We start from the raw sequence: 16,996 nt of genomic DNA, 5'->3' as shown, positions 1-16,996 counted from the left end.
ATTATGTCTCTGGAAACAGCAAGATAGTCCATCAAAAAGCCAATTTCGTCAATCCTGGCGGCCTCCGCCCTGTGTTTAGATGGCACGATCCCCAGCGATTGATGAATAGCCGAGGTCCAGTATGTCTGTGCAACTGCGCAAAACCGTCCCCCTCTACATCAACGGTGAGTGGGTGGAGAGCGAGTCCACCCGATTTATTCCCGTAACCGATCCGGCCACCCAGGAAGTGATCAGCCAGGTGCCCTGCGCCACCGCCGACGAAGTTGAGCGCGCAGTGGCTGCCGCCGCTGCGGCGTTCACCGAGTGGAAAGAGGTGGCGGTGCCGGAGCGGGCGCGCCTGATGTTGCGCTACCAGCATCTGTTGAAAGCCCACCACGACGAACTGGCGGAAATACTGAGCCGCGAAACCGGCAAAACCTTCGAGGATGCCAAAGGCGATGTCTGGCGCGGTATCGAGGTGGTGGAGCACGCCTGCAATATCGCCTCGCTGCTGATGGGTGAAACCGTTGAAAATGTGGCGCGTACCATCGACTGCTATTCCTACACCCAGCCGCTGGGTGTCTGTGCCGGTATCACGCCGTTTAACTTTCCGGCCATGATCCCGCTGTGGATGTTTCCCCTCGCCATCGCCTGCGGCAACACGTTCGTACTCAAGCCCTCGGAGCAGGACCCGCTGACGCCGACCCGGCTGGCGGAACTGTTCGAAGAAGCCGGCGCGCCCAAGGGTGTGCTGCAGGTGGTTCACGGCAACAGGGAACAGGTGGATAACCTGCTCACCCATCCGCAGGTGAAGGCCATCTCCTTTGTCGGCTCTGTCGCTGCCGGCGAGCATATCTACCGCACCGGCACCCATCACCTGAAGCGGGTGCAGTGCATGGTGGGGGCGAAAAACCATATGGTGGTAATGCCCGATGCCAATAAACAGCAGGTGATCAACAACCTGGTCGGCGCCGGCTTCGGTGCCGCCGGCCAGCGCTGCATGGCGATTTCGGTGGTGGTGATGGTGGGTGAAGCCCAGGCCTGGATCGACGATCTGAAACAGGCGGCGCAGACTATCCGTCCCGGCGCCTGGGACGATCCCCAGGCGGCTTATGGACCACAGATCAATCCCCAGGCGCGGGACCGGATTTTGTCATTTATTGAAAAAGGCAAACAGGAGGGCGCCAACTGCGTGCTCGACGGTTCCCACTGTGCGGTGGAGGGCTATCCCGACGGCAACTGGGTTGGTCCCACCCTCTTTACCGATGTGACGCCGGCGATGGAAATCTATCGCAATGAAATCTTCGGGCCGGTGTTGTGCGTGGTGAATGTCGACAGTCTCGACGAGGCGCTGGCGCTGATCAACGACAATCCCATGGGCAACGGCACCTCGTTGTTTACCGCCTGCGGCGCGGCGGCGCGAAAATTCCAACACGAGGTGCTGGTCGGCCAGGTGGGCATCAACGTGCCGGTGCCGGTGCCGCTGCCGTTTTTCTCCTTCACCGGCTGGCGCGGCTCATTTTTTGGCGACCAGCATGCCTATGGCAAACAGGCGGTGCGTTTTTATACTGAAACCAAAACGGTTACCGCGCGCTGGTTTGACGAGGATATTCCGGGCGGCCCCAATATGACGATTAACCTGCGATGAATTTTGATCTAAGCGAAGAACAACTGGCGTTTCAGGCGGCCGCCCGCGCCTTTGCCGAGGGCGAGTTGGCACCCCATGCCGCGCGCTGGGACGAAGAGAAATTTTTCCCCAAAGAGGTTATCGCCAAGGCGGGCGAGTTGGGCTTTTGCGGCATCTATTGCCCGCAGGAACTGGGCGGCATGGAACTGTCGCGTCTGGATACGGCGTTGATCCTGGAGGAGCTGGCCGCCGGCTGCACTGCCACCGCGGCTTTTATCTCCATCCACAATATGGCCACCTGGATGATCGGCACCTGGGGCGGCGAGGAACTGAAATCGCAGTGGGGTGCCGAGCTGACGGCAGGGCGCAAGCTGGCGTCCTATTGTCTCACCGAGCCCAACGCCGGCAGCGATGCCGGGGCACTGCAAACCAGCGCGGCGCGGCGCGCAGACAGCTATGTGCTGAACGGCAGCAAGATGTTTATCAGCGGTGCCGGCAGCACGGAAATGCTGGTGGTGATGGCGCGCACCGGCAGCCGCGACGACGGCCCCGGCGGCATTACCGCGTTTGCCGTTCCCGCTGACCTGGAAGGCATTGTCTACGGCAAGAACGAAATTAAAATGGGCTGGAATTGTCAGCCCACCCGGGCGATTACGTTTGCGGACGCGATCGTTCCCGCAAGCCACCGGCTCGGTGCCGAGGGCGAAGGATTTAAGATCGCCATGCAGGGGCTCGACGGCGGCCGCATCAATATCGCCACCTGCTCCCTCGGCGCGGCGCAGGCCACCCTGGGCCTGGCGCAGCGCTATCTGCAGCAGCGCACCCAGTTCGGCAAACCGTTGGCGAGCTTTCAGGCGCTGCAGTTCAAGCTTGCCGATATGGCGACGGAGCTGGTGGCGGCGCGGCAGATGGTGCGCCTGGCGGCGTTCAAGCTGGACACCGCCAGTCCCGACAAAACCACCTATTGCGCCATGGCCAAGCGGTTTGCCACCGATATCGGGTTTCAGGTCTGCAATGAGGCGCTGCAGTTACACGGTGGTTATGGCTATCTGCGCGAGTACCCGATCGAGCGCTTTGTGCGCGACACCCGGGTGCACCAGATTCTCGAAGGCACCAATGAAGTGATGCGCCTGATCGTCGCCCGGCGACTGTTGCAGGACGACGCCATAGAGGTGCTTAGATGATACGGGCATTGGGATGATAGAGGCATTGAAATGAGTGAGTTATTAAAACTGGAGCGGCGCGGTCACACCGCCGTCATCACCTTCAATAATCCGCCGGCCAATACCTGGACGCCGGAGAGCCTGCAGTATCTCCGGCATTTAGTGGAGCAGCTCAACGACGACACCGATAACTACGCGCTGATCCTGGCCAGTGACAGCGAAAAGTTTTTCAGCGCCGGTGCCGACCTCAACCGTTTTAATCACGACGACAAGGGGCAGGCGTTTGCGTTTGCCGACTGCTTCGGCAGCGCCTTCGAGACTCTGGCGAACTACCGTGGCGTATCGATTGCCGCCATCACCGGCTTTGCCATGGGCGGCGGCCTGGAGGCGGCGCTGTGCTGTGATTTTCGCATCGCCGAACAGCAGGCGCAGATGGCGTTGCCGGAAGCCTCGGTGGGGCTGCTGCCCTGCGGCCTGGGCTCCCAGCAGTTGCCGTGGCTGGTGGGGGAGGCCTGGGCCAAGCGTATGATCCTGCTCGGCGAGCGGGTCAAGGCGGAGCAGGCCGAGCGAATCGGGTTGGTGCAGGAGGTGGTGGCGACCGGTCAGGCGCTGGCGCGCGCGTTGGAGTTGGCTGAACGGGCCGCCGGCCAGTCGCCGACGTCGGTGCGTTATTGCAAGCAGTTGATTATGGCGGCGCGGCGGCAACCGCTCGCCAGCGCCCTGCCGCAGGAGCGGGAGTTGTTTGTCAAGCTGTGGGACTCCGAGGATCAGCGGGAAGGGGTTAGTGCCTTTTTGGAGAAGCGGGTGCCGGTTTGGAGGAATGGGTAGGTGGTTTTGTTGATGGGGGGTGGGGCCCCCCGACCCCGACCCCGCACCGTGCCACCGCAAGAGGTGCAGGTTAAGGGGACGAGCGGATGGAAATAACAGAGATAGATGGGGAATACATTGACACAACCAGCAGTCACGTTTAACGAACTTCCCGCCGGCAGTACCTATAAAATCGGCATTGCCACGCTGAATGCAGAAAAGTCACTCAATGCCCTGAGCCTGGCCATGATCGATCTGCTGCAGGCACAACTCACCGCCTGGGAGCGAGATGCCGATATTGCCTGCGTATTTCTGCAGGGCGCCGGCGACAAAGCGTTTTGCGCCGGCGGCGATGTGGTGGCCCTGTATGCCGCCTCCGCGGCCTACGGCGAAACGCTCGGCAACGATTACGCGCTGCAGTTCTTCTCCCGCGAATACCGGCTCGACTACCACATTCACACCTACACCAAACCGATTCTGGCTTGGGGCCAGGGTATCGTGATGGGCGGCGGTATGGGCCTGTTGAGCGGCGCCAGCCACTGCTTAAGGGGACGGAGGGATTATTTTTTATTCCCTCCGTCCCCTTAAGAAGCTCGTTAAGCTTAGAGACACTGTTGCCCGACCGCAACCAGAGGAGTGGCACTCCCCTTTCTAAAGGCACCGCCTCCGGTGGCACGGTGCGGGGACGTAACTTCAGTTGCGTCCCCTTAGAATGGTGCCACTCCCCTGCGTTAGAACTGCCCCGCAGTATCCTGCAAGCGGTGCTATTGGCACAGGGGAGTGGTCCCCCTCGAGGGGGACGCAACTGAAGTTACGTCCCCGCACCGTGCCACCGCTAGAGGTGCAGGTTAAGGGGACGAGTGGATAGAAACAACAGAGATAGATGGGGAACACATTGACACAACCAGCAGTCACGTTTAACGAACTTCCCGCCGGCAATAACTATAAAATCGGTATTGCCACGCTGAATGCAGAAAAGTCACTCAACGCCCTGAGCCTGGCCATGATCGATCTGCTGCAGGCGCGACTCAGCGCCTGGGAGCGAGATGCCGATATCGCCTGCGTGTTTCTACAAGGCGCCGGCGACAAAGCGTTTTGCGCCGGCGGCGATGTGGTGGCCCTGTATGCCGCCTCCGCTGCCTACGGCGAAGCGCTCGACAGCGATTACGCGCTGCAGTTTTTCTCCCGCGAATACCGGCTCGACTACCACATTCACACCTATACCAAACCGATTCTGGCCTGGGGCCAGGGTATCGTTATGGGCGGCGGCATGGGCCTGTTGAGCGGTGCCAGCCATCGGGTGGTGACCGAGACCACTCGCATGGCCATGCCCGAGGTGACCATCGGCCTCTATCCGGATGTGGGCGGCACCTGGTTTCTCAACCACGCACCGGGCCAGACCGGGTTGTTTCTCGGCCTTACCGGCGCCTCTTTTAACGCCGCCGACGCCAAGTTCGTCGGACTCGGCGACCGCTTCCTCCCTCACGCCTGCAAAGACCAGGTGCTGGCCGGTCTTGCCGATATCGACTGGCGTGGCGAGGCGCAGACCGACCGCGAAAGTGTCACCGCACTGCTGCGGGATATGGAGGCAGCCCACCTCGCCGGCCAGCCCGACGGCCAACTCGAGCCGCATCTGGACTGGATTAACGCCACCTGTGCCGAGCACGAGGTGCCCGCCCTGGTGTCTCGTATCACAGCCTATGAAGGCGACGATACCTGGCTTGCCAAAGCGGCTCGGGGGCTGGCTGCAGGGTGCCCGATTACCCCGCACCTGGTGGCGCAACAGTTGCGCCGCGGCAGCGGCCTGTCACTGGCGGATGTCTTTCGTATGGAATTTATCATGTCGGTCAATTGCGCCGCCCGCGGTCACTTTCGCGAGGGGGTCAGGGCGCTGCTGATCGATAAAGATAGGGCGCCCCGCTGGCGCCCGGACCGGGTGGAGGCTGTTTCAGCGCAGGAGGTGGCGGCGTTTTTCCAGGCTCCCTGGGACGGCCCCCACCCGCTGGCGGACTTAGGGCAGATAGATCAGTAAGTTGATCGATAGGAGAGCGGTTATGGCAGAAGATATGGCAGTAGAGGACATGGCAAACGCTACCGCAAAAAAAGTCGCATTTGTCGGCCTCGGCAATATGGGCGGCGGCATGGCCCCCAACCTGGTAAAAGCCGGTTTTGAGGTGCGGGCGTTTGATTTATCCGCCGCGGCGCTGGCGCAGGCCGACGCGGCCGGCTGTGTGCCCGCCGCCACGGCCGCCGCTGCGGTAGAGGGTGTCGACTATGTCGTCAGCATGTTGCCCGACGGGGCGATTGTCGAGCATCTCTATATCGACGGCGAGCCGGCGCTGCTGGACTGCATGCCCGCCACAGCGCTGGTGATCGACTGTTCCACCGTGGCTGCCGCCAGCTCCCGGCGCCTGGCAGAGGCGGCGGCGCAACGCGGTATTCAGGCCATCGATGCCCCGGTCTCCGGCGGTGTGGCTGCGGCTGCTGCGGGTACCCTGGCATTTATGTGCGGCGGCACCGAAGCGGCCTGCACGGCCGCCGAGCCGGTGTTGTCCGCCATGGGCAGCAATGTGCTGCGCGCCGGTGACAGCGGCGCCGGCCAGGTGGCTAAAATTTGCAACAACATGCTGCTGGCGGTGCATATGATCGGCACTGCCGAGGCGTTGCAACTGGGTGTGGACAACGGTTTGGACCCGGCGGTGCTGTCCGATATCATGTTAAAGAGCTCCGGCTGCAACTGGTCGCTGGAAAAGTACAATCCTTACCCCGGGGTGATGCCGGGGGCGCCGGCAAGTCGTGACTACCAGGGCGGATTTATGGTCAAGCTGATGCAGAAGGATTTGGGCCTGGCGCAGGCGGCGGCCCTGGCCAGCCGCTCGGATACGCCCATGGGCACGCTGGCCCGGAGTCTGTATGGCCTGCACGCCCATGCGGGAGGCGAGGACAACACCGAGCTGGATTTTTCGAGTGTTCAGAGGCTGTTCTCCAGGCCATAGCGGAAGCTGTGGTGGATCGACCCCCTGCGGCACTCGCTCCAGGCGCCTGCTTTTGGTGGTGGTGGGACTTGAGAGGATTGGCACCAATTTAGCGATCCCTGCTCCAGTCTTATCGGTCTTGAGTCAAGAATACTGAGGGCCGGACCGGTCAACTGGCACGCCTTGGCTTAAGTAAATGTCATTGGCTCGCCCCTTTTTGCGAGGTGCACTCGATTGATGATAAACATGAAAATCTTTTGTGCCGAGGGGCCAAAAACACTGCTCCCTCGCCGCCGGGATAGTGTACAATCGCGCCCCTTCAAGACCGCAGTCGCCGCTTCCGGTTGTCGTTGCAGGCCCGGCCTGGGGCGGATTGTGGACACTATCACTGCAAACCCCAACCTGCGCCCCCAACCTGCGCCAGAGGTGACCGATGTTTGATAAATCTCAGACTCTCGAAGCTTTTGATCCGGACATTTGGTCGGCTATCGAACACGAAGATCGCCGCCAGGAAGAACATATCGAGCTGATTGCTTCCGAAAACTACACCAGCCCCCTGGTCATGGCGGCGCAGGGCACCAAGCTTACCAACAAATACGCCGAGGGCTATCCCGGCAAGCGCTATTACGGCGGCTGCGAGTATGTCGATCGGGCGGAGGCGCTGGCGATCGAGCGGGCCAAGCAGTTGTTTGGTGCCGACTATGCCAACGTGCAACCGCACTCCGGTTCCCAGGCCAATACCGCCGTCTACGCGGCGCTGTGCGCGCCGGGCGATACCGTGCTCGGCATGAGCCTGGCCGACGGCGGCCACCTCACCCACGGCGCCAAGGTGAATTTCTCCGGCAAGATCTATCACGCCGTGCAGTACGGCCTCAACCCGCAGACCGGTGAAGTGGATTACGAACAGGTCCGGCAGTTGGCCCTGGAACACAAGCCGAAGCTGCTGATGGCCGGCTTTTCCGCCTATTCCCAGATCATGGACTGGGGCCGGTTTCGCGAGATCGCCGATCAGGTCGGCGCCTACCTGGTCGTCGATATGGCCCATGTCGCCGGGCTGGTGGCGGCCGGTATCTACCCCAATCCGGTGCCGTTTGCCGATGTGGTGACCTCCACCACCCACAAGACCCTGCGCGGTCCCCGCGGCGGTATTATCCTGGCCCGGGCCAATCCGGAACTGGAAAAGAAACTCAATTCGGCGGTATTTCCCGGTGGCCAGGGCGGGCCGCTGATGCACGTGATTGCCGCCAAGGCGGTGAGTTTCAAGGAGGCGATGGGCGATGACTTCAAAGCCTACCAGCAGCAGGTCGTCGACAATGCCAAGGCCATGGCGGCCACCTTTATCGAGCGCGGTATCAACATTGTTTCCGGTGGTACGGAAAACCACCTGATGCTGGTGGATTTGATCGGCAAGGACTACACCGGCAAAGACGCCGACGAAGCGCTGGGGCTGGCCAATATCACCGTCAATAAAAATGCCGTGCCGAATGACCCGCGCTCGCCGTTTATTACCTCGGGGCTGCGGGTGGGGACCCCCGCCATCACCACCCGTGGCTTCGGCACGGCGGAGACCGTCGAGCTGACCCACTGGATGTGCGATGTGCTCGAAGCCCTGGAAAAAGACGAGGCAGAAGGAGTGATTGCCGAGGTCAAGGCGAAAGTGCTGGCGGTGTGTGCGAAGTTTCCCGTTTACGGGGAATAAGCGTTCACACCTCATCGTGCTCAAAGGGATCATCGATTGAGAGCTGAGAGCTGAGAGCTGAGAGCTGAGAGCTGAGAGCTGAGAGCTGAGAGCTGAGAGCTGAGAGCTGAGAGCTGAGAGCTGAGAGCTGAGAGCTGAGAGCTGAGAGCTGAGAGCCGTCGATCTATGGTACTATGCGCCCTCTTGAAAATGTCGGGGCCATTGATATGCACTGTCCTTTTTGCAGCGCCGAGGATACCAAGGTAATCGACTCGCGGCTGGTGGCCGAGGGCGATCAGGTCAGGCGGCGGCGCGAGTGCCAGTCCTGCCACGAGCGCTTTACCACCTATGAAGTGGCCGAGCTGTTGATGCCGCGGGTGATCAAACAGGACGGTTCCCGCGAACCCTTCGATGAAAACAAACTGCGCGCCGGACTGTTGCGCGCGCTGGAAAAACGCCCGGTCAGCGTCGAGGCCATAGAGGCCTCGATCGCGCAAATCAAACACTACCTGCAAGCCACCGGGGAACGGGAATTACAGTCACTGGTCATCGGTGAAAAAGTCATGGAACACCTGCAAAAACTCGACGAAGTGGCCTATGTGCGGTTTGCCTCGGTGTACCGGCGCTTTCAGGACCTGGATGAGTTCCGCCAGGAAATCGACCGCCTCGAAAAACAGCCCAGCGCCAAGACGCCCGCGTAAACCATGGCGCTGACTCCCACTGATATCACCCTGATGGCGAGGGCTTTGCGCCTGGCCGAGCGGGGCTTGTACACCACCACACCCAACCCGCGGGTCGGCTGTGTACTGAGCCGCGACGGTCGGGTCATCGCCGAGGGCTGGCACCGCCGCGCCGGCGGTGCGCACGCCGAAATCAACGCCCTGCAAAACGCCGGTACCGCCGCCGCCGGGGCCACCGCGTATGTCACCCTCGAACCCTGCAGCCACTCGGGTAAAACCGGTCCCTGCAGTGAGGCCCTGATCCGCGCCGGTGTTGCCCGTGTCGTCTACGCTATGGAAGACCCCAATCCGGCGGTGTCCGGTGCGGGCCTGGAACGATTGCGCGGCGCCGGTATTGCCGTTGCCGGCCCCCTATTGGAGGATTCGGCCCGCGACCTCAACCCCGGTTTTGTCAAACGGATGGAGAGGGGGTTGCCCTACGTGTGCTGCAAGCTGGCGATGAGTCTCGATGGTCGCACGGCCATGGCCAGCGGCGAGAGCAAGTGGGTTACCGGGCCCAAGGCCCGCAGCGACGTGCAGCGCCTGCGCGCCCGCAGTTGCGCAGTGGTGACCGGCATCGGCACTGTTGCCGGCGATGATGCCGCGCTGACCGTACGTGCGAAAGAATTAAATATAGCCGACGCCGAAACGGTGGCGGCGCGCCAGCCGCTGCGGGTGGTGGTGGATTCGACCCTGCGACTGTCGCCGCAAGCCAAAGTTTTACAGGGCCCCGGCAAGGTCCTGATCGCTGCCGCCCAGGCACAGCGTGCGGAGGAGCTGGAGGCGTCGGGGGCTGAGATCGCCTTGTTCGAGCGTCGTGGCGAGGGGATTGACCTGCGCGCGCTGCTGGCGGAACTGGCCCGCCGCCAGTGCAACGAAGTACTGGTGGAGGCAGGGGCGACGCTGGCGGGGGCTTTCCTGCGCCAGGGGCTGCTCGATGAACTGATCGTGTATATGGCGCCGAAACTGCTGGGCAGTGCGGCGCGCCCGTTGTTTGAATTGCCGCTGGAATCCATGGCCGCCCAGTTGCCCCTGCGCATCAGCGATATTCGCGCTGTCGGCCAGGACTGGCGCATAACCGCAAAGCCCGATCCGGAGGGGTAGCTATGTTTACGGGGATTATCGAAGCCGTCGGCAAAATTCTGGCGCTACAGCCCCGCGGCGGCGACCTGCGCCTGCGCATCGGCACCGGCAGCCTGGATTTGGCCGATGTGCAGTTAGGCGATTCCATCGCCACCAACGGCGTCTGCCTGACCGCAGTGGAACTGCCCGGCGACGGTTACTGGGCGGATGTGTCAGTGGAAACGCTCGACCATACCACTGTCGCGGATTGGAAAGTCGGGCAAGCTGTGAACCTGGAAAAGGCGCTTACCCCCCAGACGCGGCTCGGTGGTCATATCGTTAGCGGCCATGTCGACGGTGTCGGCGAGGTGGTCGAGCGCCATGCCGATGCGCGTTCCGAGCGGTTTCGATTGCGGGCGCCGCCGCCGTTGGCCAAGTACATCGCGCACAAGGGCTCGATTACCGTCGACGGCATCAGCCTGACGGTCAACGCCGTGGAAGGGGCCGAATTTGAGCTCAATATAGTGCCCCATACACTGGCGCAAACCGTGATGGGCGACTACCGGCAGGGCACCGCCGTCAATCTTGAAGTCGATGTGATTGCCCGCTACCTGGAGCGATTATTATTGGGGGATAAGGCGGCGGCTGCGGGCGCCGGCATCAGCGCCGGCTTTTTGGCGGAACACGGGTTTTACAATCGCTAGTGATGTGCGGCTGACAGCGGCCGCCAGGTTGAAGGTTAGTTATGGAATTGAACACTGTAGAAGAGCTTATCGACGATATCCGCCAGGGTCGGATGGTCATCCTGATGGACGACGAAGATCGCGAAAACGAGGGTGACCTGATTATCGCCGCCGATCAGGTGCGGGCCGAGGATATCAATTTTATGGCCACTCATGCCCGCGGTCTGATCTGCCTGACCCTGACCGAGGATCGCTGTCGCCAGCTGGATCTGCCGATTATGGTCAGCGACAACGGCGCCCAGCACTCCACCAATTTCACCGTCTCCATCGAGGCCGCCGAGGGAGTGACCACCGGCATTTCCGCCGCCGATCGGGCCCGCACCATTCGCGTTGCCGTGGCCAAAAACGCCGGTGCCAAAGACCTGGTACAGCCCGGGCATATCTTTCCGATCATGGCGCAACCGGGCGGTGTGTTGAGCCGGGCCGGCCATACCGAGGCGGGCTGCGACCTGGCGCGACTGGCGGGCTTCGAGCCGGCGGCGGCCATTGTGGAGATTATGAATCCCGACGGTACCATGGCGCGACGCCCCGACCTGGAGCTGTTCGCGCGCGAGCACGATCTGAAAATCGGCACCATCGCCGATTTGATTCAGTATCGCACCGTCAATGAGAAAACTGTGGAATGTATCAATGAGCGCGCCGTAAGAACCGAGTTTGGCGAGTTTACTTTGCGCACCTATCTCGACAAGCCGCGCCAGGAGTGCCACTTCGCCCTGGTAAAAGGCAAGGTGGGCGGGGATCAACCGACGCTGGTACGGGTCCATGTCGGTAATACCGCGCGCGATGTGCTGACGATTCAACGCGAGAGCGACAAGACCTACAAACCCTGGACGTTTCAGCGGGCCCTGGCCCGGGTCGCCAAAGAGGAAAACGGTGTGGTGGTGTTGATCTGCCACAACGAGAGTACCGAAGAAATCGAGGACAGTATCGATTGGATGATATCCGGCAAGCAGCAGCGGCCGAGTCAGGATTTGGTCTATAAACAAGTGGGTACGGGCGCGCAGATTTTAAGGGACTTGCAAGTTCACAAAATGCGCTTGATGAGCGCGCCCTTCCGCTTCAGTGCCATCTCGGGTTTCGAGCTGGAAGTGGTCGAATACCTGAATTGCGAATAGTTTAAAGTTTAAGGCGGGCGCTGCCCGCCGGTTGGATATCAGAGAATACGAACAAGAGAAACCAGTATGAGTATCGTGACTATTGAAGGTGACTTCACTGCGGCCCAAGGCAAATACGCGTTAATCGTCAGTCGTTGGAACAGTTTTGTGGTTGAGCACTTGAAAGACGGTGCGCTCGACACGCTGCGCCGCCACGGTATCGGTGACGACGCCATTACTATTTATTACGCACCCGGCGCCTTTGAATTTCCGATTACGGCGCAGAAGATTGCCGCCAAGGGCGAGCACGATGCCATTATCGCGCTCGGTGCGGTGATCCGCGGCGGCACGCCTCACTTCGATTATGTGGCCGGCGAGTGCACCAAAGGTTTGGCGCAGGTATCGCTACAGGCGGGTATTCCGATAACGTTTGGGGTCTTGACGGTGGACTCCATTGAGCAGGCCATCGAGCGATCCGGCACCAAGGCCGGCAACAAAGGCGTCGAGGCGGCGCAGACAGCACTGGAGATGGTGTCGCTGGTCGGGAGGATTTAGATTGAAAATAGGCTGACATATCAGCCTAAAACCTCCGCTTTAGGATGCGCTGGTGTACTCGTTAGCCAATACCGAATACAGGTTTTTAAATGACAACAGTTTCAACCTCGGCACGGCGCAAGGCCCGCCACTACGCCATGCAGGCCATTTACCAGTGGCAGATATCCCAGGCCGCCCTGAATGTTATTGAGGCCGAGTTCCATACCGACAACGATATGAGCAAAGTCGACACCGACTATTTTCACGAGCTGTTGCACGGTATTGTGCAACACCTGGGCGATATTGACGGCGCCTTCGCACCGTTTTTACAGCAGCGCAGTCTCGAGGAGCTCGACCCTATTACCCGGGCGCTGTTGCGCCTCGGCACTTTCGAATTGCAGCACCGTCTCGATGTCCCTTATAAAGTGGTGATTAACGAAGCGGTGGCGCTGGCGAAAAAGTTTGGTGCCACCGACAGTCACAAGTTTATCAATGGTGTGCTCGACAAGACGTCCGCGACGACTCGCGCCGTCGAGAGGCGGGCCGACAAAAGCAGTTAGTTAGCCCTGGATATGATGTTGGAGATCGCAGTTACCCATGGCAACCGGTGAATTTGAACTGATTCGACACTATTTTTGTCGCGGCCCCGGCGCCTTCGGCGCCCCGCTCGGTATCGGCGACGACTGTGCCCTGGTGGCACCGCCGACATCCAAACACCTGGCGATGTCGATGGATACGCTGGTGGCGGATGTGCACTTTCCGCAACACGCGGATCCGGAACTGATCGGCGAGCGGGCGCTGCGCGTCAACCTCAGTGACCTGGCCGCGATGGGTGCCTCGCCGCTGTGGTTTACCCTGGGGCTGACTATCCCCAAGGCGGAGAGCCGCTGGTTGGAGGGTTTTAGCAAAGGGTTGTTCAATGTCGCCCACGAGTATGACTGTGCGCTGATTGGCGGCGACACCACCCGCGGCCCGCTGAATATTTGTATTCAGGTGCACGGCGTGGTCAGTGGCTCCAACGCACTGCTGCGCGGTAATGCCGCAGTGGGGGATATCGTATTTGTGACCGGTACGCTCGGCGACGGTGCCGCTGCGGTTGCCATTATCAAACAGGAATTTGAAGTCGGCAAATCGGCTTTTGACTACTTTATGTCGAGGTTTTATCGACCGGAGCCCAAAGTGCGCGAAGGCAAACTGCTGTGCGGTATCGCCCGCGCGGCGATCGATGTTTCCGACGGTCTGCTGGCAGACCTGGGGCATATCTGCGAGGTCAGCGGCGTGGGGGCGGTGGTCAATGTCGAGCAACTGCCGATCTCGGAGCCGCTGCAGAAGCTTGCCGAACCCGCCCAGTCGCGCAACTGGGCACTGTCCGGAGGTGATGATTACCAACTTTGTTTTACCGTGCCGCGGGCCAAGTTGGACCGTCTCGAGTTACTGTTACACCAGGGCAAACTCCAGGCTACGGCCATCGGTGAAATCGTGCGCGGCAAAGGCGTTACCTGCCTGCGCGACGGCGAGGCGTTTCCGGTGGTGCGCCCCGGCTACCAGCATTTTGGCAATGACCGCGCTTAGTTTTACCGACTTGCTGCGCCGCCCGCTGTTGTGGCTGGCGTTTGGTTTTGGCGCCGGTTTGTCTCCACGGGCGCCGGGGACCGCCGGCACACTGGTGGCCGTGCCGGTTTACCTGTTGATTCAGGATTGGTCGCCGATGGCTTATGCGGCGCTGTTACTGCTGACGTTTGCCGCGGGTGTTTACCTGTGCCACCGCAGCGCCGCCATATTGGGGGTGCACGATCATCCGGGTATCGTCTGGGATGAAATGGTGGGGTTGTGGATAACGCTGTTTCTGGCGCCGTCCGGATGGGTCTGGCTGTTGTTGGGTTTCGTGTTGTTTCGGTTTTTCGATATCGTCAAACCCTGGCCCATCAGTTGGCTCGATAAGAACGTGCACGGCGGGCTGGGTATTATGGTGGATGATGTACTGGCGGGGATATTCGCGTTCCTGTGCCTGCAGTTATTGGCCTGGGGATGGAATTTATAAGCAGGGAAAGGAGAAGTTTGTCATGGTGAATAAACTTGTGGGTTGCGCACGCGTGCGGACGCTGGTTGCGGTTGTTCTGTTATTGGTCGCAGGCACCGGCAAGGCGGCTACCACGGTTGAGGTAAAGGGATTGTTTGCCGGCAGTGCGCTGTTGGTTATCGATGGCAAGCAGCAATTGTTGAAGCAGGGGCGGCGCAGTCCCGAGGGCGTGCTGCTGGTCTCCGCCGACAGCAAGTTTGCGGTGGTGGAAGTAGACGGGCAGCGCCACAAGCTGACAATGAGCCGGCGCATATCCAGCGGCTTTCAGAAGGCGGAGCGAGCCAGCGTGCGACTGCAGAGCGGTCGCGGCGGACACTACGTAACGCCCGGGCGTATCAACGGCAAGCCGGTTGAGTTTTTGGTCGACACCGGCGCCACCAGTGTGTCGATGAATCTGCCCACCGCCAAACGGCTGGGCATCAACTATCGTATTGGTAGGGAGATTACGCTGAGCACGGCCAATGGCCTGGCCAAGGCTTTTCTGGTGAAGCTGGACAGCGTGCGTATTGGCGAGGTCGAAGTGCGCAACGTGGAGGCCACCGTGAGTATTGGTGACTTTCCAGAAGTCATATTGTTGGGTAACAGCTATCTGTCCCGTGTTGAGATGAGCCAGGACAGTGGCATATTGGTATTGGAGTCAAAACTATGAGCACGCCGCAAACAACGTATCGTGAAATCGGGTGCGCCGCCGCCGGGCTCGGCGATCGGGTAAACAGGGTGTGGTTGTGACTATCCGCTATGTAGAGTCTTCGAAGCTGCCGACTCCCTGGGGTATTTTCTCCATGCATGGTTTCGAAGACACCGGTGCCGACAAGGAACATGTGGTGTTGACCATGGGCGATGTGAGCAGCGGCGATCCGGTGCTCGCGCGTATTCACTCCGAGTGTCTGACGGGCGATGCGTTGTTCAGCCTGCGCTGTGACTGCGGCGCGCAGTTACAGGCGGCCATGCACCGGATATCCATCGAAGGGCGGGGGGTGATTTTTTACCTGCGCCAGGAAGGACGTGGTATCGGGCTGTTGAATAAAATCAAGGCCTACCATTTGCAGGACAAGGGTGCCGATACGGTAGAGGCCAACGAGCAACTGGGTTTTGGCGCCGATATGCGGGACTATTCCATCCTGCGGCCCATGCTCGAGCACCTCCATATCAAGGCGCTCAAACTGATGACCAATAATCCCCGCAAAGTCACCGCCTTGCAGGAGCTGGGTATTGAGGTGGTGGAGAGGCTGCCGCACCAGACCGGTCGCAATCCCCATAATGCCAAGTACCTGGAGACCAAGAAAGGCAAACTGGGGCATTGGTTGGATCACCCGGAAGAGGATGGGTGACCGAAGCGGGGTGCATGGCAAACAGCCCGGCTATCGTCGTCCTCTAACACCATGCTATTGATCGGGCACGGCTTTAATATATAAAAGTCATCACTCACTCTGGTGGTGAGCCGTCAGGGTTATTGCGCCGCGATCCTGCCGCCCGAAACATCAACACACCTGTTTTAAATTCCATTCGATAGTAAACGTTCACACTTTTTCTGCCACTGAGACAGAAGGCCCCTAAGTTGACCAGCTTTCGACTTTGACGGCGGCCCTGCCTGAACGCTTTCTCCTACTTTCCCCAGAGTTCAATTTTGCGCCCCAGAGTGCAAACCCCCTATGCCTGCTGTGATTAGAGTGTGGAGAACCTAATCACACAGCAGCGGCTATAAGATGACCAGTACTGAAAAACTCCTGATAAGGACATCTACACTACGGCCGCTAATGGAGGCATTGGGTGACCAGACTCAGCACCTTTTCGAAGATTTAAACTTAGGAGAACTTTAGATGCCAAGAATATTAGTTAACTGTCACGGCGGACGTGTTGTCGGGCCGCCCGCTAACCCTCCCCAATTTGCAGTTCCCGCAGGTGTTTCAATACACTTCTACGTAGTGGATGGTCTTGTACTTCAAGATAATAATGCATGGAACATATTAGATCATTGGCTTCAACGCAGGCCTGGAAATCCAAATGCATTAGTAGCTACCTTTACTCCCGGTCAGATGTGCCAGGATTATTATGGTGTTCCATATGTTGGGCTGGGTGTGGCGGGTGGCATCCAAAGAGAAGCCGTTGGGAGAGGAGGGCAGCCATATTTCGAAACAATTCTTACAGTGGGTAGCGGACAAAATTGGGGGAGCCCTACTCCCGGTACAATACAAACTCGACAAGTCGTTTTACCTGCTGTTCAAGGTGGTGCACCTTACGCTAGATCAGTGGTTACTCTGAGCAATATAGCGAATTGCCCCGGAGTCACAGATGTCGACTGGATTTCCTGCCGACAATATTGGTAACTCACTTAACCCACGCCTAAAAATCACATGCGTGTGCCAAGCTAACTCCTAGGTTTGCGACCTTGTGAAAGCTGGAGGCGGGTGCGTATTCCGGCGAAGATGAACACCTATTCCGGGCGAACGTGAACACCTAATGTCCTAACGCATCACCCGTCCGGATTTTTAACCCAGGTGTTCATCTTGGGTCAACTGCCCGAGGATTTTTCTC

18 protein-coding genes are annotated in these 16,996 nt (G+C 59.8%); all 18 read left to right on the top strand.

Translation table 11 applies throughout. The annotated features are described in order from the left end of the window. The first annotated feature begins 121 nt into the window (after positions 1 to 121). Positions 122 to 1,627, top strand: coding sequence for a CoA-acylating methylmalonate-semialdehyde dehydrogenase (locus FKG94_RS26225; protein WP_218943651.1), 1,506 nt, complete (start codon positions 122 to 124; stop codon positions 1,625 to 1,627). Further along, complete coding sequence (locus tag FKG94_RS26220; protein ID WP_142929916.1) at positions 1,624 to 2,790, top strand: acyl-CoA dehydrogenase family protein; 1,167 nt, start codon at positions 1,624 to 1,626, stop codon at positions 2,788 to 2,790. The genes FKG94_RS26225 and FKG94_RS26220 overlap by 4 nt, the downstream gene beginning before the upstream one ends. 30 nt (positions 2,791 to 2,820) lie before the next feature. Then, a complete protein-coding gene (locus tag FKG94_RS26215) occupies positions 2,821 to 3,597 on the top strand; it encodes an enoyl-CoA hydratase (RefSeq protein ID WP_142929915.1) in 777 nt (258 codons plus the stop codon). 117 nt (positions 3,598 to 3,714) lie between these two features. Then, positions 3,715 to 4,164, top strand: coding sequence for an enoyl-CoA hydratase/isomerase family protein (locus tag FKG94_RS26210; protein WP_246125418.1), 450 nt, complete (start codon positions 3,715 to 3,717; stop codon positions 4,162 to 4,164). A gap of 307 nt (positions 4,165 to 4,471) precedes the next feature. Then, positions 4,472 to 5,608 (top strand): enoyl-CoA hydratase/isomerase family protein, encoded by a 1,137-nt coding sequence (locus FKG94_RS26205; protein ID WP_246125416.1) that lies wholly within the window; start codon positions 4,472 to 4,474, stop codon positions 5,606 to 5,608. Positions 5,609 to 5,630: 22 nt separating this feature from the next. Continuing rightward, entirely contained in the window at positions 5,631 to 6,572 is a 942-nt protein-coding gene (mmsB, locus tag FKG94_RS26200; protein WP_246125414.1) for a 3-hydroxyisobutyrate dehydrogenase, read from the top strand. Between the two features lie 412 nt (positions 6,573 to 6,984). Then, positions 6,985 to 8,250 carry a serine hydroxymethyltransferase gene (gene glyA / locus FKG94_RS26195; RefSeq protein ID WP_142929912.1) on the top strand — a complete coding sequence of 422 codons (1,266 nt, stop codon included), beginning with the start codon at positions 6,985 to 6,987 and terminating at the stop codon, positions 8,248 to 8,250. A 206-nt stretch (positions 8,251 to 8,456) separates the two neighbouring features. Then, positions 8,457 to 8,930 carry a transcriptional regulator NrdR gene (gene nrdR / locus FKG94_RS26185; protein WP_142929910.1) on the top strand — a complete coding sequence of 158 codons (474 nt, stop codon included), beginning with the start codon at positions 8,457 to 8,459 and terminating at the stop codon, positions 8,928 to 8,930. A 3-nt stretch (positions 8,931 to 8,933) separates the two neighbouring features. Further along, positions 8,934 to 10,052: a bifunctional diaminohydroxyphosphoribosylaminopyrimidine deaminase/5-amino-6-(5-phosphoribosylamino)uracil reductase RibD gene (ribD, locus tag FKG94_RS26180; RefSeq protein ID WP_142929909.1), complete on the top strand. Its 1,119-nt coding sequence runs from the start codon at positions 8,934 to 8,936 to the stop codon at positions 10,050 to 10,052. 2 nt (positions 10,053 to 10,054) lie between these two features. Next, positions 10,055 to 10,714: a riboflavin synthase gene (locus FKG94_RS26175; RefSeq protein ID WP_142929908.1), complete on the top strand. Its 660-nt coding sequence runs from the start codon at positions 10,055 to 10,057 to the stop codon at positions 10,712 to 10,714. A 41-nt stretch (positions 10,715 to 10,755) separates the two neighbouring features. Further along, positions 10,756 to 11,868, top strand: a complete 1,113-nt coding sequence (gene ribBA / locus FKG94_RS26170; protein WP_142929907.1) for a bifunctional 3,4-dihydroxy-2-butanone-4-phosphate synthase/GTP cyclohydrolase II — start codon at positions 10,756 to 10,758, stop codon at positions 11,866 to 11,868. Between the two features lie 66 nt (positions 11,869 to 11,934). Next, positions 11,935 to 12,402, top strand: a complete 468-nt coding sequence (gene ribH, locus FKG94_RS26165) for a 6,7-dimethyl-8-ribityllumazine synthase (protein WP_142929906.1) — start codon at positions 11,935 to 11,937, stop codon at positions 12,400 to 12,402. A gap of 89 nt (positions 12,403 to 12,491) precedes the next feature. Further along, entirely contained in the window at positions 12,492 to 12,941 is a 450-nt protein-coding gene (gene nusB / locus FKG94_RS26160; RefSeq protein WP_142929905.1) for a transcription antitermination factor NusB, read from the top strand. A gap of 37 nt (positions 12,942 to 12,978) precedes the next feature. Continuing rightward, entirely contained in the window at positions 12,979 to 13,953 is a 975-nt protein-coding gene (gene thiL, locus FKG94_RS26155; protein WP_142929904.1) for a thiamine-phosphate kinase, read from the top strand. Next, positions 13,940 to 14,422, top strand: coding sequence for a phosphatidylglycerophosphatase A family protein (locus FKG94_RS26150; RefSeq protein WP_142929903.1), 483 nt, complete (start codon positions 13,940 to 13,942; stop codon positions 14,420 to 14,422). Before thiL ends, FKG94_RS26150 begins: the two co-directional genes overlap by 14 nt. A gap of 22 nt (positions 14,423 to 14,444) precedes the next feature. Next, entirely contained in the window at positions 14,445 to 15,110 is a 666-nt protein-coding gene (locus tag FKG94_RS26145) for a retropepsin-like aspartic protease family protein (protein ID WP_142929902.1), read from the top strand. Between the two features lie 76 nt (positions 15,111 to 15,186). After that, positions 15,187 to 15,792, top strand: a complete 606-nt coding sequence (ribA, locus tag FKG94_RS26140) for a GTP cyclohydrolase II (RefSeq protein ID WP_142929901.1) — start codon at positions 15,187 to 15,189, stop codon at positions 15,790 to 15,792. 489 nt (positions 15,793 to 16,281) lie between these two features. Then, positions 16,282 to 16,788 carry a putative adhesin gene (locus tag FKG94_RS29665; RefSeq protein WP_425460071.1) on the top strand — a complete coding sequence of 169 codons (507 nt, stop codon included), beginning with the start codon at positions 16,282 to 16,284 and terminating at the stop codon, positions 16,786 to 16,788. Positions 16,789 to 16,996 lie beyond the last annotated feature (208 nt).

The organism is Exilibacterium tricleocarpae (genome assembly GCF_007004655.1).
GTDB lineage: Bacteria > Pseudomonadota > Gammaproteobacteria > Pseudomonadales > Cellvibrionaceae > Exilibacterium > Exilibacterium tricleocarpae.
This window is presented reverse-complemented; position numbering and strand designations above follow the sequence as displayed.